Source organism: Candidatus Brocadia sp. (assembly GCA_021646415.1).
Lineage (GTDB): Bacteria > Planctomycetota > Brocadiia > Brocadiales > Brocadiaceae > Brocadia.
This window is the reverse complement of record SOEU01000001.1, coordinates 364,239-384,308: the sequence shown is the minus strand read 5'-3', so window position 1 is coordinate 384,308 and position 20,070 is coordinate 364,239. Positions and strand designations below refer to the sequence as shown.

Here is a 20,070-nt window from a genome sequence, read left to right as displayed (position 1 = left end):
CATGTCTAGCAGTGGTAAATTGGTGCGACTAGTTTATCCTTCAATAGTGGCCAATGCAATGCCTCGCGTAACTGGACATAGCTTTCTGCACAACAACGGGCAAGATTCCGTACCCTTCCAATATAACCGGTACGTTGTGTGACCCCAATAGCCCCGCGGGCATCCAGCATATTAAAGGTATGTGAGCATTTTAAGACATAATCATAGGCGGGCAGAACCAATCCCTCTTTTATGAGCCGCCGGCATTCCTTCTCAAATAATTCGAAGAGTTGAAAAAGCATGGCAGTATCTGCAACGGTAAAATTATAGGTGGAGAATTGGACTTCATCCTGTTTATGAATATCTCCGTAGGTACAGCCTTTGACCCATTCAAGGTCGAAAACAGATTCTTTTTTCTGGATAAACATGGCGATGCGTTCGAGTCCATAGGTAAGTTCCAGTGTAATAGGCTCGAGTTCAAAACCACCCACTTGTTGGAAGTAGGTAAACTGGGTGACCTCCATCCCATCCAGCCATACCTCCCAGCCAAGGCCGGTAGCACCAAGGGTGGGTGATTCCCAGTCATCTTCGACAAACCGCACGTCGTGTTTAACAAGATCAATTCCCAAAAACCTTAAACTGTTTAAATAGATATCCTGGGCGTCATCAGGAGCTGGTTTTATTATTACCTGGAATTGGTAGTAATGTTGCAGTCTATTGGGATTTTCCCCGTACCGGCCATCGGTTGGACGCCGGGAAGGTTCCACATAAGCGCATTTCCATGGTTCAGGTCCTAATGCCCTGAGAAATGTTGCAGGGTTAAATGTCCCGGCACCCTTTTCACTATCGTAGGGCTGCCATATTACACAACCATAATCAGACCAATAGTTTTGCAGTTTTAAGATAATTTCCTGAAAAGTCACGGGAGTCCTGTTCTAACAAACTGTGCTGAAAAAAAGAAAAAGGGGATAGGAAAACATAGTTAGGATTAATTATTTTTCTTATATTCTCCCCCGTTCACCCATTTTCCTCCATCTTACACGCATTCTAAATCAGGTAGTTCGGAGTGTATCACGATACGTTTATCGTGTCAAGCAAGAATCAGACATTGTTTTGGGCTGGAATTTGGGAATATCAGAGACCTGTGATGGTATTGACAATCTCTTGCGGATTTGTTATTTTTAAAGTTTGATTGCATGTGCAGATAAAATAAAGAGAATGTGAGTCCATTTAATTCAGGAGTAATGTATGACTGAAAAAATGAAACATGAAGAGGGTTTTGAGTTTCAAGCGGAGATAAAGAAGTTATTAAACATCCTTTCACACTCCCTTTATACGCATAAGGAGGTTTTTTTGAGGGAACTCATCTCCAATGCCTCCGATGCACTGACCAAGATCCGATATTACTCCCTCACAAATCCGGATTACGAAGGAAAAGACTTGCCTCTCGAAATCAACATAGATGTAGATGAAAAAAATAAGACATTAACGATCAGTGACACCGGCATTGGAATGGCGAAGGATGAAATTATTCAAAACGTAGGAACTATTGCAAAATCGGGGTCACTGGAATTTATAGCAAACCTATCGGAACAGGCCAAGAAAGATTCAAACATAATAGGTCAATTTGGTGTTGGTTTTTATTCTGTATTTATGGTTGCCGATGAGGTCAGGATCAGAACAAAATCTTATAAAAAGGATGAACCTGCATTTGAATGGCATTCAGATGGTACTGGAAAATATTTTTTAAATCCCATCGAAAAAGAACGACGGGGAACCGATATTGTAGTTCATCTGAAAGATGATGAAAAAGAGTATATTGAAAAGTCCAGGATCCAATCTATCATTAAAAAATACTCGAACTTTGTAAGCTTCCCCATCATGGTCTGTGGTGAAAGGGCTAATCAGATTACGGCCATCTGGAAAGAACCCAAAAAGAATATTACCGAGGAACAATATAACGAGTTTTACAAATTTATCTCAAACACAGAAGATACCCCTCTTTTCCATTTACACACCTCTGCCGAGGCGCCAATCCAGTTTTCCAGCATAATGTATTGCCCCTCCACAAATTATGAAACATACGGCTTTAAAAAATTGGAACACGGAGTTCATCTATACTCCAATAAAATCCTGATCCAATCTGACTGTAAAATGCTTTTGCCCGAGTATATGAGGTTTATCCACGGCGTGGTAGACTCTGCCGATATTCCTTTAAATATTTCACGAGAAACGTTTCAGGACAACAGGATAATCCACAAGATGAAGAGTATCCTCGTGAAACAAGTGTTGACGCTCTTACAGGATATGGCGAAGAACGAGAAGGAAAAATATGAAACCTTCTGGAGACAATTCGGGAGGATTCTGAAAGAAGGAGTGCACTTTGATTTTGAAAATAAGGATACCTTAGCGCAGTTGATGAGGTTCAATTCCTCCATGTGCAAGAGTCCCGACGAGCTTCTTTCTCTCAAAGAGTACATAGACAGGATGAAACCAGACCAGAAAGAAGTTTATTACATAACGGCGGTAAACCGTGAAACGATGGAAAAAAGCCCTTATTTGGAAATATTCAGGAAAAAAGACATAGAGGTGCTGTATTTAACAGACCCGAATGACGAATTTCTCCTCTCCGGACTTCATGAATTCGAAAAGAAACCCATCCGTTCGGCCGACCAGGCAAATCTGGACTTGCTGAAGGATAGCGACAAGAAGATTGTGGACACGACGGAAGAGCCTCAGAATTATGAGGAGATGTTCAAGCATCTTATGAAGACGATTAAGGTAACTCTGGCGGACAGGATTATTGACGTTAAGGAATCAAACCGGCTGGTCGACAGCCCATGTTGTCTTGTAAACCCCGATGGAGTACCCAGCGTGCACGTGCAGAAACTCATCCAGATGGTGGACAGCAACTATAAGATATCCAAAAAGATCATGGAGATTAACCGGAAACATCGGATGATCCAGAACCTGGCAAGGATGAATGAGAATCCAAGCCATCAACCATTAATTGAAAAGATTGTAAACCAGCTCTTCGAAAATGCATTAATGCAGGACGGGGTCGTCTACGACCCCACGTCCATGGCCCCCCGCCTGAATGAGCTTTTGGAAGAATTGACAAAAGCGACGCTTGGGGAAGGGAAGAGGATTATTGTTTAGTGTTACGAGAATAATTTTGCTTTCATGAAAGGGGGGATAAGGCAAAAGGGGACAAATCTTTATTGATGACAAATTAGCAAAACATATATAAAGTTTGACTTATCTAATATTTGCCCACAAAATACGGCTCAGATTCACCAAAATAAGAATTCTTGTTTTAGATGTTGAAACCGATAAACACAGATCGTCGGGATCACGAACATAGATTTAAGCCTGAATAAGGAGATTTTGTGAAATTACGTGTGATAGTTGAACAGGATGAAGCAGGATATTATGTAGCGGAGGTTCCCGCACTTCCAGGTTGTCTTTCTCAAGGAAAAACCCAGGAAGAAGCCATTGCCAACATAAAGGAGGCTGTTGAAGGATGGCTTGAAGTAATGGAGTCCAAACAGTCGTTTGACTCTGATAATCTTGTTGAAGTTGCCGTATAATGAGTAAGCGTCTGAAACTCTGTTCAGGAGCAGAAGCTGTCCAAAAGTTTAAAAAAGCAGGATGGTCTGCGGTTCGGCAAAAAGGTTCTCATATAATGCTAACAAAACCCGGCTATCAGTGGACATTATCCATACCTCAACATAGCGAACTCGGTCCTGGTTTGCTTCGCAAATTGATACGTCAAGCAGACCTTACTATAGAAGAATTTAACGACCTGTGATTTATTCTCATATTTGTTTCTGAATGTCCCTTACTCCATCTTTTGAAATACTTGCACCGGTTATCTTCCTTGGCCCGACAGTACAAGTTGTGTAAGGTTGGGTATAGCCTAAGCGAAATCCAACAATTGACAGAGTACTCACGGAAAATGTTGGGTTTCGTCTCCTCAACCCAACCTACGAAACTAACTAATTATTGTAGAGTAAAACACTGGCGAAGTGGCTACAGGTTGACATTTGTATTACCCGTTTCTCTCCGTTTCCTCTGAGAGTGTCACAGTATCTCAACCATACCCTATTTCCAGCATCTTCTCGTCAAACCGTACGTGAGGTTTTCCCTCATACGGCTTTCCTATGCTCTTCGCAACAAGACATATACACCTATCGGCTTGGATTTGCTTTCGGGTAAACATATCGAATTCGGTAGTCATTGAACAGATCCCATTTTTCGTATATCTCTTCCCTACTCCACTTCCTCCAGCCAAAACCTTTCAGTTTCTTTCTGCGCATGACAAACTTTCGCACCTTCATCTCTCTGTAATTCCTGACTTTGCTGAAGGTGCTATTGCTATTGCCTATCCTGAAGTAATTCACCCAGCCCCTGATTATTGCATTGACTGTTTGTATCACTTCTTTGAATGGCTTGTTCCAGTTTGCCTTGAGCGCCGCCTTTATCTTCTTGCCGATTTCCTGTCGTTTCTTCTTGCGGCGGAATATGTCAATGAAAATTAGACACATTTTTAAATAATTTAGACTCTAAAGGTAGAGTTGAATTTTGTTTTGGTTGATTAATCCAGGCAGCCACAGGCATACTTGGTGGTTTAGGCGAAATTCCTTTGAATCGTTCAGGATGATTTTCAAAGGCGGTTTTTAGGACAAGACAACGTTCTTTCATAATTTGATCCGTACGTCCATAGTGGACGTCTTCGGGTTTCAAAAGTCCGATGCCGGAATGACGATGTTCTTTATTGTACCAGGTAAAGAAACCCTTACAGAAGACCCTGGCATCCTCAATCGAGCCGAAAGTATCTGGGAAATCCGGCCTGTACTTGAGGGTTTTAAATTGTGACTCCGAATAGGGGTTGTCGTTACTGACGTAAGGACGAGAATGACTTTTTGTTATTCCCAGATCAGACAGAAGAAACGCCACAGGCTTAGATGTCATGCTTGAGCAACCATCCATCCGACGACATAACGGCTGAAGATGTCGAGAATGACATACAGATAGAAATATGTCCACTTTGCAGGTCCTCTGAGTTTTGTTATATCCCATGACCATACCTGATTAGAAGCCGTTGCCAGAAGCTCCGGTTTCTGGTAATTGGGTCTGAGCACCTGGTTTCTTCTTTCACGTACTTCGCCATGTTTTGTAAGAATACGGTACATGGTTCTCGTAGAACACAGGTAGGTTCCTTCATCAAGCAACGTTGCATAAATCTCATGCGGGGCCTTATCAAGAAAGCGTTCGCTATGTAAGATATCAAGAACCGATTGCTGTTCCTGCTCTGACAATGCCAGGGGAGGCTTCGAAGATACTCTTTTACCAGAAAGGTCTTTTTTGCACTTTTGGTAGTAATAATAACTCGCTCTTGGGATACCCAGCGCCTTGCAGGCCTTTTTGATGCGCACCTGTTGAGCAAGAGATTCAGCAGCATGCATCATATCTTCTCTCCGGTTGGGGTGAGCGGTATCTGAAGTATTTCCGAGAGTTTTTTTTGGACGTCAATAATGGTTTCTGCCTGTTTGAGTTTCTCTTTCAGCTGCTGGTTTTCTTTTTCCAGTTCAGCAATACGACAAACGGAAGGATCCATGTTTTTCGCCTTTGGGCCACGATGTTTTGGGGAAAGTGCTTCCAGTGCGCCTTTCTCCTGTTGGCGACGCCACGTGGTGAGATTGGACGAGTAGAGTCCTTCACGACGTAAAAGCGCCCCAATTTGACCCTGTGTAGTACATGCCTCCGCCTCTTGAAGGATGCGGAGTTTGTATCTTGCGGTGAATTTCCGACGAACAGCCTTCTCTGTTACCTCAGGATCAGGAAAATGACCACTTTGGGTCGCGCTGCCTGTGGAAACTCCAGTCGCCCTACGGGCTCCTTCCGTTTCCACAGGCATGTTATCTGTTTTCAGACTTATTGCACTACGATTTTTCATAGTTTTTCTCCTCTACGCCCTACACTAAACTATATGGGGTAAAGTGTCCAACTAATATTGACACAGAGGGAAATGGCAATTTATTTTGCTTCGAAAATCAATAAGCATTAAACTGTATAAACAATGCCGTCATCTCTTTCTCAGAGGATTTTGTGTGCCATGTCACATATATGTGACGACACACTTGCGTGCCATGACACACTTTTTTCTTGGTCCCACCAATTGATCAATTTCATTTTTTACCTCTCTTAACAATCAACAAACAAACATCTTCTGATAAAAATTACACAATGGGGCCTTTTGCTCTTGATTATGGCACATCTTTTGACATGTTTAATCAGCGTTATGATTTAAAAATTTTTTTTGACATCAAATCTAAAAAATGTAAGATTCGTTCAAAAAAGGCATCACGAGAAGGGCATACCCTGAGTGATCAGGGGACGCAAAGCAAAGGGTCTCTCTAAGCCGTTTAAACGGTTTAAACTGTTTCAACAGTTTATGGTAAGACAGCCTTACTGCCGAAGATGTTTTCAATAAACATTTTTGCAGTAAGGCTTTTTTATTTTTAAAGGAGGAGAGTAAGATGAAAAGGCGGAGCAAGGTCCTTGTAGTACCTGCAGGTCTTTTATTGATTATGTTTTCGGTAAATACACTTATAGCTGCACAGGAGGGTACCGGCAAACCGTCAAAGGCAGAGGTTATGCAAAGGACGAAGAAACTCCAGATGCCTTTTATAGCCAATGAAGGGCAAGCCGATGAAAGGGTACTGTTCTATGCCAACACCTTCGGAGGAACGGTCTTTGTCACGAAGGATGGAGAGATTGTCTATGCCTTTCCGGGAAGGGATGAGGGGCATGAAACAAGGGTCAGCGGTCAGGAATCAAGGCTCGGAGAAATGGATTACGGACCATGGATAAAGGGAAGCGGTATTCGATCAAAATCGGAGATCCTTGATCTATTTCTTATTTCATATCATGAACCGGCATCAAGAATCGTTTATTCAAGTCCTAATCCTATTATCCCACAATCCGAATTCCAAAATCCAAAATTCGTAATAAAAGCTGTTGCCCTAAAGGAAGAATTGGTGGGTGGAAAGATGAACGAGATAAAGGGTGAAGCAAAGGCCATAACCAAGGTGAACTATTTTAAAGGGAAAGACTCGTCCCAATGGAAGACCAGTATCTCAACGTACGATGTAGTAACGTTGGGAGAAGTATATGAGGGAATTGAATTAAAGCTGAAAGCTTGCGGTAACAATGTGGAAAAGCTCTTTCATGTAAAGCCTGATACAAACCCTGATCAAATAAAGGTAAAACTCAGTGGCGCAAAGGCATTAAAGGTGAATGAGGAAGGACAGCTTGAGGCAGAGACCGATTTCGGAACTGTAAAATTCACCAGGCCAATAGCTTGTCAGGAGATTTGTGGGAATCGGGTGGAGGTGGCTGTTGAATACAACATTCAGGGGTCAGAAGCCAGAAATCAGAATACAAACACAAACCTTAATAATCCGAAATCCGAAGTCCAAAATCAGAAAATGGAATACGGTTTCAAGGTCGCCTCCTACGACAAGACCAGAGAGCTTGTCATTGATCCACTCCTTGCATCAACATATTTGGGAGGATCTTCGAGTGAGCTTGGTTATAGTATCGCCACAGACCCAGTTGGAAATGTATATGTGGCCGGCCAGACTCTGTCAACAGACTTTCCAACAACCACGGGTGCCTATGATGCTTCTTATAATGGTGGTAACGGAGATGCCTTTGTATCAAGGCTCAATGGAGATTTAACAAGCCTCCTCTCCTCCACATATTTGGGAGGGTCTGGCACTGATTTTAGCTATGCTATAGCCATAGCTATAGACTCAGATGGGAATGTATATTTATCTGGTACGACTGACTCATCAGAGTTTCCAATCACCACTGGCGCTTATGACGTTTCTTATAATGGTGGTGATGGAGATGCCTTTGTATCAAAGCTCAATGGGGATTTGACCAGCCTCCTCTCATCCACATATTTGGGAGGGGATCAAGATGATAATGGTGAATCCATGGTTATAGACTCATCTGAAAATATCTTCGTGGTTGGGAGAACGTTCTCAGTAAACTTTCCAACAACCTCTGGCGCTTATGACGTTTCTTATAATGGAGGTAGAGAAGTCTTTGTATCAAAGTTTAATGGAGATTTAACAAGCTTGCTTGCATCCACATATCTGGGGGGAGATCAAGATGATTTAGGGGGACGCATAGCAATAAAAACAGACGGAAATTTATATGTAACCGGTGCTACTTCTTCAGTAGATTTTCCGACAACCACAGGGGCGTATAATACATTACATAATGGAGGTAGGGACGCCTTTGTATCAAAACTCAGTAATGACTTAACAAGTATCCTTACATCCACATATTTGGGAGGGAGTGGAAATGACGATGGTGGACCCATAATTATAGACGCAGACGAAAATGTATATGTATCCGTTCAAACAGATTCGGCAAACTTTCCAACAACTGCGGGTGCCTATGATACTTCTCATAATGGTTCTATAGATAGTACGGTTTCAAAGCTCGACGGGGATTTAACCAGCCTCCTTGCATCTACATATCTGGGAGGGACTATTGTTGATGTAGTATATTCCATGGCCATGAATTCCAGTAGAAATATTTATGTTACTGGATGGACTAATTCAACGGATTTTCCGACAACCATGGAGGCTTATGATATATCTTTCAATGGCTATCCGTGGGATGCTTTTCTGTCAAAGTTGAATGGGGATTTAACAATTTTATTTGCATCCACATATCTGGGAGGGTCTGCCGATGATTTAGGCTACTCCATAGCCATAAATTCTAATGAAAATATATATGTGTCTGGAGCAGTTAAGTCAACAGACTTTCCTATAACTCCTAGCGCCTATGACACTTCTTTTAATGATATTTCGGATAATTATGATGTCTTTATATCAAAATTTGACAGCAATCTTTCTGCTCAAATAACGTCAACGCCTACTCCAACACCAAGTCCAGTTGTGACCCCCACTCCCAAGCCTGAAGTTATTCCGGCAGCGGTAGATATAAAACCCGAAACTATTAACCTTAAGAGCAAGAGTAGCTTTAAAGCATTTATTAAGCTTCTTTCGCCTTATGATGTTAACAAAATAGTAACAGACACAATTGAATGTGAAGGGGCGGAAGCCATCGATGGAAAGGTTGACAAGGATCGATTTATTGCAACATTTAAAAGACAAGACTTAGACTTAGATTCGGATTCTGATGAAGAACTTACCGTAACCGGTGAACTAGAAGACGGCACAAAATTCGAGGGAAGCGACATTGTGAAGATAATTAAAGTAAATTGAAATTTGTCGTGATAGGCGTTTAATAAAAATAAGGAAAATAGTAAATTAAATGCTTATTGTGATAGAAGCGGAAACAATAAGCAGGGCAGATATCTTTGTCGATTTTGTTACAAACATGGACTTTGAAAAAATTGAAAAGCAATCATGGATAACTAGGGGCGAGGATACTTTAAAACGTTGGAAAAGAGAAGCATTTACCGGTTGGTCAATAGGTTATGGCGGACATATTTCTGCAAGGCTATATGACAAGACTGTTGAAAAAAAAGAGCGGTAAAGAATATCTCCGTGAAATATGGGTTAATCAGGGTTGGAATAAAGAACAAGGGGTATGGAGACTCGAATTTCAGCTAAGAAGGGAATTTTTAGGCCAGGTGTCCATAAAAACGTTTTTAGACCTTTTGAGTAAAGTTAATGATGTTTGGAGATACTGTACATGTGATTGGTTAAAACTTGCCATAGATGACAACACACAAAATCGGACACGAAAGAAGCTGTAATGAACTGCCGGGAAGAAGCACAAAACCATCTGAAAAGGGAAACACGAGGTAAAGATAAAGATTATTTGAGAACAAAGATAAATCTGAAAAAGAAAAAATATAATAAGGTTTTAAACAAGGCAGTAGGCAATTTGAGTGAAAACAACCAGAAATGAAAAAACGATACGCAAATATTAAAGAAGTATCTGAATATACCTCTTTGCCTATAAAGACATTGTACGGTTGAGCAAGTCAGGGAAGAATCCCCTCTATCAAATATGGCAGGCGCGCTCTTTTTGATTTGGAAGACATTGATAGTGTAATGGCATCTTTGAAACGAAATACAAATCACGATAAAAAAACGGTTAACAAAATTGCTGGAGATATTTTGTGGAACTAATTATAGTCCCTGGTAGCGGTCATACAGACACAATCAGTCACGGGAAAGGAGGTATTGATGTTTAAACGTGGCGGTGTCTGGTGGACTTGTATCAGGTACAGAGGTAAAAAGATTCAGAGAAGCCTTGAAACAACCGACAAAAAACTCGCCCAGTCAATAGAGGCAAAGGTCAGAACCGAAATAATCGAAGGTAAATACTTTGAGAAATCTATTGGTGATAGCAAAACTTTTAGAGACATGATGGAAAAGTTCATGAGAGAGCATGCACCAAATGTGTCAAACAGTATGCAAATAAGCTATGCTTCGTCTCTAAAACACCTGAATCCCTATTTTGGGCAGTAAAAGTTGTCGGAGATAACCCAGAAGAAGATTTCTGGGTACAAGGTTTTAAGGAAAAGTGTGAAGTGTCAAATGCTTGAAAACCCTTGATTTTATTGGTGGAGCTGAGGGGATTCGAACCCCTGACCTTTTGAATGCCATTTCTAAAAAGGGTATTTTTAGCATTTTTCATAACTAAGTGGCCTTGTGTCTGTTGCGACTGTAACTATTTATAAAATAACAACTTAATATAAGTTTGAAATTCTGGCAACTCCGTTTGATTTCTTTCGATTCCGTTGGGGTCGGTCACAATTTGGTCACAGTATAGATTTATTGTATTATGGTTAAATCGTAACATAGGACTTTAAATTTGTATAAGTTCAACCGATTTTTAAATCTTTAAAATATGTCTTATAAAATCCGCGATCCCTTGAAAGAAGAAAATCAGCATGTACAAGGGCATGAGCACCGATAATAAAATCACTGAGGATTCGTTGCCTAAATGTAATAGAAGAATGGCAGTTCTGACAAGTAAGGGTTATTCCTTTTCCACATCGAGGACATTGTAACGAGCGCTTCTTATCTTTTGCATACTCGTCCCATCGGTTACCTGCAATATACAATGCCTTTTCACCAGAATAAACAAGTTCTGTTCCAGTATCAGAAAGAAAAGTTCTCAATTCCTTTTCCGATAAAAACAGGGAGGCAAGTTCGGCATATACGATCTCGCTTATGATCAGTTGCCCTCTTTCGATATGCTCATCAAGCAACTTTTTTGATTTGAAACAATAATTCTCATCAGGGATAAGTATATCAAGGAATATATTGGTATCTACTGCAGTTATCACGTTCCTCTCAAATCCTTAATTATTTCATCGGTTTTTTGCCCTCTATATTTTTTCAGCCTGCCTACCCACTTATCAAAAGGGGATTTCTTTACAGATTTTTTAATATAGAATGTACCATTTTTTTCTTCAAAGGCTAAGTCTTCTCCTGGCCGAATACCAAGTTTGTCCCTGATTTCTTTGGGAATAGTTACTTGACCTTTAGAAGTAATTTTTACCGTCAACATAAAGCCTCCTATCGAGCTCCACTACTCGTTAATAACAATAGTACATCAATCTCGTAATTCTTTCGTGACTTTGTTGAATTACAATATTATCTTTAACATAATTTCAATGAATTTCCAATAAGATTTCCACGGCTTCAAAATAAGAACGTAATTTTTTAAAGAGCTCACCAATTTTTGGTTCTGTTCTTTTTTTCAGGAAATATCACAAGGACTTCTAATGTCTCCTGTGTTTCTGGTTTTTCAATCAATCCAATCACCCCATTGTGATATTGCCTTTTATTGCATTCATGTTCCCGGATAACCTGTAACGATTCACCCACGTTCTTTCCCAAGAAAAACCGAAAAAAGGCTTGTATTCTTCTTCATTTTTTGTATTATCATCCCTTTTAAAGTAAAAGCAGTTTCTTATCATCTCTCCATTTAAAGAATCTTGACATTGTAAAACGGTAAATGATGATCTCTGTTTGTCTTCGCCAAAGACGTTCGCACGACGATGATCTACACCTATGTCTTGAGCAAAGGAGGTCACGGTGTCCGAAGTCCGGCGATGGGTTGTAAGCCGGATTATACAGTCTGTATAATCCGGAATGGGCAATGGGAGAAAATGCAGAAATAGCTGGATGTGAAAGTAGTTACAACGCGTGACAAGAAGGCATGGCTACTTCTTATATTATATAGCGAGATGGTCTGTGATTGCCGTTTTATACAGATTGTATAATCATTGTTAGCCATGAAAGAGGAGGTGCGCAAATGAAGAGAGTAAGTTCTGTTGTCTTCGGTGCTATTCTGATTGGTTTAATTCTCGTTGGGTGTGCAACAACACAGCATTTAGCAACACCATCAGGAAAGCCAGAGGTGAATATCACTACTACAGATAGGGGAAAAATAAAGTCGGTGATTATTAACGAGTTTATGAATGCGGGTTTTTCATTGGTTTCTGAAAGTGACTACAGTGTCGTGTTCTCAAAACCAGTGGAAGGGTTTGGCGGCGTTATGTATAAGGCAATGCTTGGGAATTCATACTCTTCCAATCCAGAATGGAATGCCAGGATAAATATGGCGGCACTGAATGATTCGACAAGGGTCATGGCGCAGGCTGTCGTTAGAATGCAAAATGCCTTTGGGCGAGAGGATGTAAATGATATGACAACTGGAAAAGCTGGAGCGCAATTGCAGGAGATACTGCAAAAAATAAAGGTTCAAGTTGAAACGCAATGAATTAATGGCTAACAACCGCATCAACTCGGATTGGTAATTCCGCTGCACTCCATTGCCAGCCGGTTATGCGGTTAGTTATACGACCGAAACAAGACATTGCGCGACACGAGGAATTGATTTTGCTGCTTTTGGATACTTGGAAATGACGAAAACCGATTTTAACAGCCTACTGCATAGAACCGACGAGAAATTCCAGAAATGCTGGGAAATTCTTGGCACTTTGAAAACCAAGCCAAATAAATCTCTTCAACTATTCCAACCCATGCTCTGTGATGCCCTTTTCGATTTGTCGAACAGCTATAGGGTGATTTCACAGGAACGCAAGCGTCTGATTTCGAAAAAGCAAGAATTGTCACCTTCTTGGTTTTCTAAACGACAGAAGCTCTTAGCTTCTCGTCAAGAAGCAATTGTTCAAGCCGGTGCAATCGGAAGAACAATGGGCGATTCCTTCGCGTGGCTACTTTACAGGAATGATCTGAACTTATTAGAACAACACCTGAAGCATATTGAAACAAGTCATATGCCACCGGGATTTGGAGGTCTCGGAGAAAAGGAGTTTGTTAGGGGAGTGCCGCGGATAGGCAACTTTATAGTCCTCTATCACGGCGCAACCAGCATATTGCGGCTAGGTGACGTCAGTCTAATTGACGTAAAAAGCTTCAGGGTTGTAGGCATCGGCGAGTTGAAAACCACCCCAAAGAAGCCCGGCGAACTATTAATCACATTATTGGTTATAGGAAACAAGGAACTTCTTCCCGCTGAATCAGTAATCAAGATACCATCATCGACAAATACCTCCGTGAGTGATTTTTCGCCTGCAATGAAAGCAAGGTTAGATCGTCAGATAGATCGGACCGTAAAAGCCATATCATCGTCGCACGTTACGAAAGAAGGGTCTCAAATGAGCATGAGGGTGGAAACGTACGTTCTTGAATTTGAGAAGATGTTGAGAGGAGCCCGAGTTGGTCGTTTTTCCTACGCGCAGTTTGGGCCAGGGTTGTTGTGCGTAGTTTATAGACACAGGAAACGAAACCTCCGCTCGGTCCTATTACCTGATAAACAAATTGATTTTACAAAGAAACTTGATGACCTTAGCCGGCATACGTTGAAAATAGTCCTACCTGACTCGCTACACAACTGCATAGATATATGTAGCTTAATATATCGTCGAAACGGAGCCACGAGATTTCAACTGGGAACTTTGCCTGTGTTTTGGTGGCCTTTGAAAACCGATACCATCAAGAAGCTGATATTTCAAGAGCTTGCAGTCTTCACAATCTATAACCCGGCACATTTCATATCCAAAATGGAGGCAGCGGGTTTCACTGTCACCTTTGAAGACGAAAGAACGTTCAATATAGAATACACATTGAAGAACAAAAGGTTTTCCGTTATGGGATTACCGTACTTTCTGGGACTCATCTGTTTCTACTTTTACAAGGAAGATGAGGTCATTGATATGATAAACAGAGGCATAACGGCGATTGACGAAGCTAACTTACGGCCGAACACGAAATGTAAATTCAGATTCGACCAACTTCCATGCTTCTAAGTAACAATAGGATGAGCGTATAACCATCGGCTGCATCTGATTGCCGAAAAAGCCGGCGCCAGGTGAGCCAGATGTTAGGTGGTCTACGCTATTTCGAAGCTGAGGCAATAAAATGAGAATTCTTGATACGCAAATAATCTCTTATGCTCTAAAAGGCAAAAGTGATCTGCCAAAAACAAAGAATTCTATTTCTTCAATTTCAGCAAACGAATTTCTTTTAGTTCAAGGAGAGAACCTTGTACAAGCAAGCTATTATGTTCCACTTCTGTCAAGATACCGAATGGGAAAAATGTTTGGCTTTTCTGAAGAGCAAGATTACTCTAACCATAAACTCAGAATAGGTCATCCATTTTCAAAGCGTAGCACGGATCAGATCATTCTCTATTTTGGGTACCAGTTTCCAACCATTGTTGAATATGGGAGCTTGGCTATTTCCATGCTGATAAATAAAAAGGTATTGGGGTTATTTGATGAGGCAATACAGTTTCTACCAAAGACAAAAAGGAAAAAGATTAGAAAACGATATGACTTCCTTTTAGATAATGATGTTCAGTGTGTTCCTTTAACCAAACAATCAGTGGCAGTTGCTCTAACATTATTTCAGGAATTTATTGAGAAATATAATCTCAAGGCAAACTTCAGAAACAGTGTCAATGACATATTAATTTTAGCTTCTGCAATTGATTCTTCGGTGGCTTTAATGACAGATGATCTGCTTTTAAAAGAATTTTCGTCAGATAAATATCAAGTACCTATCACACAAGAGAACAACTTCAGCGTAATTGACTTCTCCGATTGTGATGCCATTGTGAAAAAAATTCGGTCTGAGAGTAAAGGATACATAAATAAAGGTTGGCAAGCTCGATTTAGAAATTATGGTCATAAACTAATCACCGCCTAACAATCGCATCCAGCGGATTTGGTTGTCTGCTGTGCATCCAACCAAACCGCTGATGCTTAGCGTATCGGGAATATATACTAATCTCAAAACCTTCTAATTCATACTTGCGTTATTGATAAAATAACACTGTTTCCTATAATAGACATCCCTGCATATAGAATCATCCTCTCCTAATTATCAAATCTGAAAAAATATAAACCTATTTCAATTAAAAGCAATATACTTGTGAAATAGGGATGATTAAATATTACAAAGGATTGACCGATAATTTATAAATCACAGCATTCTTTGATCTTCTGTTTTGTAGAAGATGAAAGAATGCTGTGACAGGACAGGCAATAAGGTTAGCCGAAGAAATAAGCGTTAAACCTTCGCTCTTAGCGGAACGTTTTTGTGGAGCTAAGAGGGAAGGAAATGAATTGGGCGAAATAGGTGAAATATTATACTACTTGAAATGACTTTCCTAATGGTTGAAAATCTGCTGTGTCTTGATGTTCGAGTTTAGTTCTGATTTCTTCAAATTTTCTGACAGTTTCCTGGGAGTAAAGGCGTTCACCGCAACGAAGACAGACTTCTGCATGTATTCTTAAAACAGCGGTATTATTGCCCCCACGTAAAAGCTTTTCTACCTCTTTTTCGATCATTTTACTCCCACAAACGGGGCATTTTTCAAAAGGCATCATGATTACCTTCTCCTTTCTCGCCAATTAATCCATAGATTAGGATTTGGAGATAAACAGTAATAAACACGGCCCACATATTCATTTCATTATATGCCCAAACACCCATTTTCTAAAACTAAAAACCACTCTCCCAACAATAGGATTATCTTCTACTTCTTTCTTTCAGATTGATATATTCAGACCCATGTTTCTAATAAATGAAAAACCATCACAGTTCTCAAAAACTTTGAGATTTGCAATGGTCTCTTTCCCTAAGCACTTTTTCCTATTGGCGGGATTTTAGTATGAATAATGAACCGAGTAAATGCTATTTTATTGGTGGAGCTGAGGGGATTCGAACCCCTGACCTTTTGAATGCCATTCAAACGCGCTCCCAACTGCGCCACAGCCCCACCTGAATGTCCTTAACCACAGGAACACAGAATTTTTTTCTATTTTCCTTGCGGTCATTTGAGATTTCTACGTGTTAAAAATAACATGATACATAATTATTGTCAAGGCTTTTCGGTCTGAATTTAGATTGATTCAGAATGGAATTTTGATAAAATTCAAATTCTTCTGAAGGTTCAAAAGAATTTTTATTGTAACCAAGTATTGAAGGAAATTTGGATGGCAAAGAGAGATTACAATTTTACAGATATCGAAAGGAAATGGCAGGGTTTCTGGGAAGGTTGCAGATTATTCCAGACCGACGAGAGCGATAGCAAAGAAAAATTCTACTGTCTGGTCATGTTCCCGTATCCATCCGGCACTCTGCATGTAGGTCATGGCAGAAACTATATCATCGGCGATGTCGTCGCACGGTATAAGATTATGAAGGGTTACAATGTGCTTTCAACCATTGGTTGGGACGCCTTTGGGCTTCCTGCCGAGAATGCGGCCCTTAAGGGGGGTGTTCATCCAGCCGTCTGGACAAGAAACAATATTAAGGCCATGAAGCTGCAACTTCACCGGTGGGGTGTTGGGTACGATTGGGACAGGGAGATTACTTCCTGTAATCCTGATTATTATAAATGGACACAGTGGATATTCCTGAAACTTTACGAAAATAACCTGGCTTATAAAAAGAAGGCTGCAGTGAATTGGTGCCCTTCCTGTGCCACGGTGCTGGCGAATGAACAGGTTGTTGACGGTTGTTGTGAACGCTGCGATACTCCGGTACGGCAACGGGACCTTGAGCAGTGGTTCTTCCGGATCAGTCAATATGCACAAAAATTGCTGGATGACATTTTTTTGTTAGAAGGATGGCCTGAACGGGTCAAGACCATGCAGGCAAACTGGATCGGTCGCAGTGAGGGAGTTAGGGTCGATTTTCCGTTAGAAGGTTCAGGCAAGACTTTACCATGCTTTACTACACGTCCTGATACGCTCTATGGAGTGACCTTTGTTTCTTTGGCTCCGGAACATCCCATCATTCAGGAGTTGATTTTTGGTACTTCTCAGAAAAAGGAAGTGATGGACTTTGTAGATAAGGCACGCAACCAGGGGATGGTGGAACGAACCGCCGAAGGGACTGAGAAGGAAGGGATATTTACCGGTAAGTACGTTGTTAATCCTGCCAATAATGATAAAGTTCCTGTTTGGGTAGCTAATTATGTCCTCATGGAGTATGGTACGGGGGCCGTTATGGGTGTACCTGCGCATGACCAGCGGGATTTCCTCTTTGCAAAAAAATATAAGCTCCCCATCAAAATTGTTATTCAGCCTGAAGATAATGCACTGCATGCCGACACGATGAAAGAGGCATACGTCGATAATGGCATACAAGTAAATTCGGGAAATTTCGATGGGATGCCGAATACAGAGGCGATAAAAAAAATTGCCATATATCTCGAATCCAAAGGTCTTGGTACAAAGACCGTGACCTATCGGTTAAGGGATTGGCTCATTTCCCGACAGCGTTATTGGGGTGCACCCATTCCCATTATCTATTGTGAAAAATGTGGTACGTTACCGGTACCTGAATCTCAACTCCCTGTGGTACTCCCGGAAAAGGTCGAATTCAAGCCGCACGGTATGAGTCCTCTGGCAGAAGTGGATTCCTTTATTAACACGATTTGCCCAAAGTGTTCTGGAATGGCCCGGCGCGAGATCGATACGATGGATACGTTTGTGGATTCGAGCTGGTATTTCCTGAGGTATCTCTCACCAAAGGACAATAGTCAACCTTTTGTTACAGAGAAGGTCAACAAATGGTTACCGGTGGATCAGTATATTGGCGGGGTAGAACATGCTATTCTGCATCTGCTCTACTCACGTTTTATTACCAAAGTACTTTACGACCTTGGATACATTAACTTTAAGGAACCCTTTCGGCACCTTTTTACCCAGGGTATGATTATCAAGGATGGGGCCAAGATGTCCAAGTCCAGGGGTAATGTGGTAAGTCCTGATATCCTCATTGACAAATACGGAGCCGATACCCAGCGTCTCTATATCCTTTTCATTGGCCCACCGCAGAAAGACGCCGAATGGAATGACCGTGGGGTACTGGGTGCCTACCGATTCCTGAGCCGCCTGTGGCAGAAGATTACTGATTATGAAGACGAATATACAAAGGTGCAACGTACGGATATCGATATCGGCAGACTTCCGCCTGAGGCAAAGACCCTTTATCGCCAGACGAATCAAACGATTAAGAAGGTCACCGATGATATGGAAACCTCCTGGCATTTCAATACGGCCATTGCATCTGTAATGGAGTTGTTAAACAATGTAGATGCATGTAACATTGCCATGCCCTGCAGTGCGACGGAAGAGCTTAATTTTAATATCTTCCGCCACACCATGGAAACCATCCTCCTGTTAATGGCTCCTTTCACTCCGCATATCTGCGAGGAATTGTGGGAAATAATGGGAAATAAACCAAGCATCTTTCACCAGAGATGGCCTACGTATGATAAAAATGCTATTCAGGCAGAAGTGGCAGAAATCGTAATTCAGATCAATAGCAAGGTTAGAAGCCGTCTCTCTGTGCCTATTGATATCAGTGATGATGAATTGAAAAGGCGTGTATTGAGCGATGAACGCATTGCCGGGTTTTTGAACGGTAAGAAAGTTATGAATATTGTCGTAGTGCCCAGGAAGTTGGTGAATGTCGTGGTAAAATAGCCGAGACTTGACAGCGTTTATTCTTGCAAATGAGAGTTTCTTGGAAAGTTTTAAAACGGATTTACATAAAAAACCGGGGCGAACTGTTGTTCGCCCCGGTTTTTTATATAAAAATGAAACCTTTTTGGATAGCCGTAGTTATACTGGCTGATATCGAGCGTGCTTCTCGGTATATACCAGTGCCCCGGTCTTACATGCCTCAACGCAAGCCATAGTATCAAACCCCTTGCAATCATCACAATTGAAGGCAAAGTTGAGTTCGGTATCTTTCGTAATGGCACCGAAAGGACATTCGGTTACACATGCCCAGCACCCGACACATTTTTTTGTATCGATGATCACATTCCCATCTTCATATTTTGTGATTGCCCCGTACTCACAAGCAGCCATACACTTGGGTTTTGTACAATTCTGGCATACCGTCATATGTGGTTTGTCTTTCCTTATGGATACTTGTAACCGGTATTGGGATTTGGGGGTTTCTGTAAAAGCTTCATACAGGTCCCTTGAGGTCGAGTGTCTCACTGCACACTCTATCATGCATTGCTTGCAGGTTACACAGTTCTCTTTTATAAATTTCTTCTTAAGCATGAACGAAAACTCCTTTATTGCATAAAATTTTCATTTGTATAACAACTTTTCAAGACTTACCGAATTTTACACTATACTATGGCAAGTCGCAACTAAAAAGGCAGAGTGTTTCAAATTGAATTGGCGACGTTCTTTTTCCCGATTAAGTGGATTAATTCACGTTTACAATTTTTTGAGTGCAAAAAGCTTTTATATATATTTCTGAATCAACATTTAAATGCTTCGGTATAAGTATATACAATAACAATTTAATAAGGATAAAAGTTTCATGAGCGGCACAGGTAAACCTTTAAAAATCGACGCCTGGTTACTCATGGGGTTTATATCATAACGTAGCACAGCTGCAACCAAATTAACCACCCCTCTTTCCCCTCCTTCGCAAGGAGGGGATGAAGGGGAAGTAAAAAATTTTTCTAAAAAAAGAGGTTTTTACAGGGTAAACTATAACACGTGAAATT

17 protein-coding genes, 1 tRNA gene, 2 pseudogenes and 1 riboswitch are annotated in these 20,070 nt (G+C 41.0%); of the genes and pseudogenes, 11 read left to right on the top strand and 9 right to left on the bottom strand.

Going from position 1 to position 20,070, the window contains the following annotated elements; genetic code table 11:
• Nucleotides 1-5: 5 nt before the first annotated feature.
• On the bottom strand, nt 6-902 hold the full coding sequence (locus E3K36_01545) for a glycine--tRNA ligase subunit alpha (GenBank protein ID MCF6153938.1): 897 nt from the start codon (nt 900-902) through the stop codon (nt 6-8).
• Between the two features lie 325 nt (nt 903-1,227).
• Here E3K36_01545 and htpG point away from each other — a divergent pair, with 325 nt between their 5' ends.
• The 3 genes from htpG (at nt 1,228) to E3K36_01530 (ending at nt 3,790) form a co-directional block, all read left to right on the top strand.
• The gene (gene htpG / locus E3K36_01540; GenBank protein MCF6153937.1) at nt 1,228-3,138 is read left to right on the top strand and encodes a molecular chaperone HtpG; all 1,911 of its coding nucleotides are present in this window, start codon (nt 1,228-1,230) and stop codon (nt 3,136-3,138) included.
• Nucleotides 3,139-3,368: 230 nt separating this feature from the next.
• Nucleotides 3,369-3,569: a type II toxin-antitoxin system HicB family antitoxin gene (locus E3K36_01535; GenBank protein MCF6153936.1), complete on the top strand. Its 201-nt coding sequence runs from the start codon at nt 3,369-3,371 to the stop codon at nt 3,567-3,569.
• Nucleotides 3,569-3,790 (top strand): type II toxin-antitoxin system HicA family toxin, encoded by a 222-nt coding sequence (locus tag E3K36_01530; GenBank protein ID MCF6153935.1) that lies wholly within the window; start codon nt 3,569-3,571, stop codon nt 3,788-3,790. The genes E3K36_01535 and E3K36_01530 overlap by 1 nt, the downstream gene beginning before the upstream one ends.
• A 379-nt stretch (nt 3,791-4,169) precedes the next feature.
• Here E3K36_01530 and E3K36_01525 read toward each other — a convergent pair.
• From E3K36_01525 to E3K36_01515, 3 genes and pseudogenes are all read right to left on the bottom strand, one after another.
• Nucleotides 4,170-4,496: pseudogene (locus tag E3K36_01525) on the bottom strand (DNA polymerase).
• Between the two features lie 10 nt (nt 4,497-4,506).
• Nucleotides 4,507-5,450: pseudogene (locus E3K36_01520) on the bottom strand (IS3 family transposase).
• The gene (locus E3K36_01515) at nt 5,447-5,761 is read right to left on the bottom strand and encodes a transposase (protein ID MCF6153934.1); all 315 of its coding nucleotides are present in this window, start codon (nt 5,759-5,761) and stop codon (nt 5,447-5,449) included. The pseudogene E3K36_01520 and the gene E3K36_01515 overlap by 4 nt, the downstream one beginning before the upstream one ends.
• Before the next feature lie 584 nt (nt 5,762-6,345).
• A riboswitch (cyclic di-GMP riboswitch) is annotated at nt 6,346-6,461 on the top strand.
• A 60-nt stretch (nt 6,462-6,521) separates the two neighbouring features.
• Between E3K36_01515 and E3K36_01510 the strand changes: the two genes are divergently transcribed.
• The 4 genes from E3K36_01510 (at nt 6,522) to E3K36_01495 (ending at nt 10,508) form a co-directional block, all read left to right on the top strand.
• Complete coding sequence (locus tag E3K36_01510) at nt 6,522-9,290, top strand: hypothetical protein (GenBank protein MCF6153933.1); 2,769 nt, start codon at nt 6,522-6,524, stop codon at nt 9,288-9,290.
• A gap of 49 nt (nt 9,291-9,339) precedes the next feature.
• Entirely contained in the window at nt 9,340-9,564 is a 225-nt protein-coding gene (locus tag E3K36_01505; GenBank protein ID MCF6153932.1) for a hypothetical protein, read from the top strand.
• Complete coding sequence (locus E3K36_01500) at nt 9,533-9,787, top strand: hypothetical protein (protein ID MCF6153931.1); 255 nt, start codon at nt 9,533-9,535, stop codon at nt 9,785-9,787. The genes E3K36_01505 and E3K36_01500 overlap by 32 nt, the downstream gene beginning before the upstream one ends.
• 436 nt (nt 9,788-10,223) lie before the next feature.
• Entirely contained in the window at nt 10,224-10,508 is a 285-nt protein-coding gene (locus tag E3K36_01495; GenBank protein ID MCF6153930.1) for a hypothetical protein, read from the top strand.
• A gap of 356 nt (nt 10,509-10,864) precedes the next feature.
• Here the strand turns inward: E3K36_01495 and E3K36_01490 are convergent, their stop codons facing one another.
• Entirely contained in the window at nt 10,865-11,332 is a 468-nt protein-coding gene (locus E3K36_01490; GenBank protein MCF6153929.1) for a PIN domain-containing protein, read from the bottom strand.
• On the bottom strand, nt 11,329-11,556 hold the full coding sequence (locus E3K36_01485) for an AbrB/MazE/SpoVT family DNA-binding domain-containing protein (GenBank protein MCF6153928.1): 228 nt from the start codon (nt 11,554-11,556) through the stop codon (nt 11,329-11,331). The genes E3K36_01490 and E3K36_01485 overlap by 4 nt, the downstream gene beginning before the upstream one ends.
• A gap of 750 nt (nt 11,557-12,306) precedes the next feature.
• On the opposite strand from E3K36_01485, the gene E3K36_01480 reads away from it, so the two are divergent.
• The 3 genes from E3K36_01480 to E3K36_01470 all read left to right on the top strand — a co-directional run bounded on the left by E3K36_01480 (nt 12,307) and on the right by E3K36_01470 (nt 15,227).
• Complete coding sequence (locus tag E3K36_01480; protein ID MCF6153927.1) at nt 12,307-12,774, top strand: hypothetical protein; 468 nt, start codon at nt 12,307-12,309, stop codon at nt 12,772-12,774.
• Between the two features lie 142 nt (nt 12,775-12,916).
• Entirely contained in the window at nt 12,917-14,326 is a 1,410-nt protein-coding gene (locus tag E3K36_01475) for a hypothetical protein (GenBank protein ID MCF6153926.1), read from the top strand.
• 112 nt (nt 14,327-14,438) lie between these two features.
• The gene (locus tag E3K36_01470) at nt 14,439-15,227 is read left to right on the top strand and encodes a hypothetical protein (GenBank protein ID MCF6153925.1); all 789 of its coding nucleotides are present in this window, start codon (nt 14,439-14,441) and stop codon (nt 15,225-15,227) included.
• Between the two features lie 440 nt (nt 15,228-15,667).
• Here the strand turns inward: E3K36_01470 and E3K36_01465 are convergent, their stop codons facing one another.
• Together E3K36_01465 and E3K36_01460 are read right to left on the bottom strand one after the other, a co-directional pair.
• Nucleotides 15,668-15,910: a YgiT-type zinc finger protein gene (locus E3K36_01465; protein MCF6153924.1), complete on the bottom strand. Its 243-nt coding sequence runs from the start codon at nt 15,908-15,910 to the stop codon at nt 15,668-15,670.
• Between the two features lie 316 nt (nt 15,911-16,226).
• A tRNA-Ala gene (locus tag E3K36_01460) sits at nt 16,227-16,302 on the bottom strand.
• Between the two features lie 217 nt (nt 16,303-16,519).
• Between E3K36_01460 and E3K36_01455 the strand changes: the two genes are divergently transcribed.
• Complete coding sequence (locus E3K36_01455) at nt 16,520-19,021, top strand: leucine--tRNA ligase (GenBank protein MCF6153923.1); 2,502 nt, start codon at nt 16,520-16,522, stop codon at nt 19,019-19,021.
• Between the two features lie 138 nt (nt 19,022-19,159).
• Here E3K36_01455 and E3K36_01450 read toward each other — a convergent pair whose 3' ends face one another.
• Complete coding sequence (locus E3K36_01450) at nt 19,160-19,612, bottom strand: 4Fe-4S dicluster domain-containing protein (protein MCF6153922.1); 453 nt, start codon at nt 19,610-19,612, stop codon at nt 19,160-19,162.
• Nucleotides 19,613-20,070 lie beyond the last annotated feature (458 nt).

What these genes read in the sequence shown, in the direction of transcription:
- E3K36_01465 (MCF6153924.1), bottom strand. Translation starts at nt 15,910, where the DNA reads ATGATGCCTTTTGAAAAATGCCCCGTTTGTGGGAGTAAAATGATCGAA.
- E3K36_01475 (MCF6153926.1), top strand. Translation starts at nt 12,917, where the DNA reads ATGACGAAAACCGATTTTAACAGCCTACTGCATAGAACCGACGAGAAA.
- E3K36_01450 (MCF6153922.1), bottom strand. Translation starts at nt 19,612, where the DNA reads ATGCTTAAGAAGAAATTTATAAAAGAGAACTGTGTAACCTGCAAGCAA.
- E3K36_01455 (MCF6153923.1), top strand. Translation starts at nt 16,520, where the DNA reads ATGGCAAAGAGAGATTACAATTTTACAGATATCGAAAGGAAATGGCAG.
- E3K36_01485 (MCF6153928.1), bottom strand. Translation starts at nt 11,556, where the DNA reads ATGTTGACGGTAAAAATTACTTCTAAAGGTCAAGTAACTATTCCCAAA.
- E3K36_01530 (MCF6153935.1), top strand. Translation starts at nt 3,569, where the DNA reads ATGAGTAAGCGTCTGAAACTCTGTTCAGGAGCAGAAGCTGTCCAAAAG.
- E3K36_01480 (MCF6153927.1), top strand. Translation starts at nt 12,307, where the DNA reads ATGAAGAGAGTAAGTTCTGTTGTCTTCGGTGCTATTCTGATTGGTTTA.
- E3K36_01470 (MCF6153925.1), top strand. Translation starts at nt 14,439, where the DNA reads ATGAGAATTCTTGATACGCAAATAATCTCTTATGCTCTAAAAGGCAAA.
- E3K36_01505 (MCF6153932.1), top strand. Translation starts at nt 9,340, where the DNA reads ATGCTTATTGTGATAGAAGCGGAAACAATAAGCAGGGCAGATATCTTT.
- E3K36_01500 (MCF6153931.1), top strand. Translation starts at nt 9,533, where the DNA reads ATGACAAGACTGTTGAAAAAAAAGAGCGGTAAAGAATATCTCCGTGAA.
- E3K36_01510 (MCF6153933.1), top strand. Translation starts at nt 6,522, where the DNA reads ATGAAAAGGCGGAGCAAGGTCCTTGTAGTACCTGCAGGTCTTTTATTG.
- htpG (MCF6153937.1), top strand. Translation starts at nt 1,228, where the DNA reads ATGACTGAAAAAATGAAACATGAAGAGGGTTTTGAGTTTCAAGCGGAG.
- E3K36_01495 (MCF6153930.1), top strand. Translation starts at nt 10,224, where the DNA reads ATGTTTAAACGTGGCGGTGTCTGGTGGACTTGTATCAGGTACAGAGGT.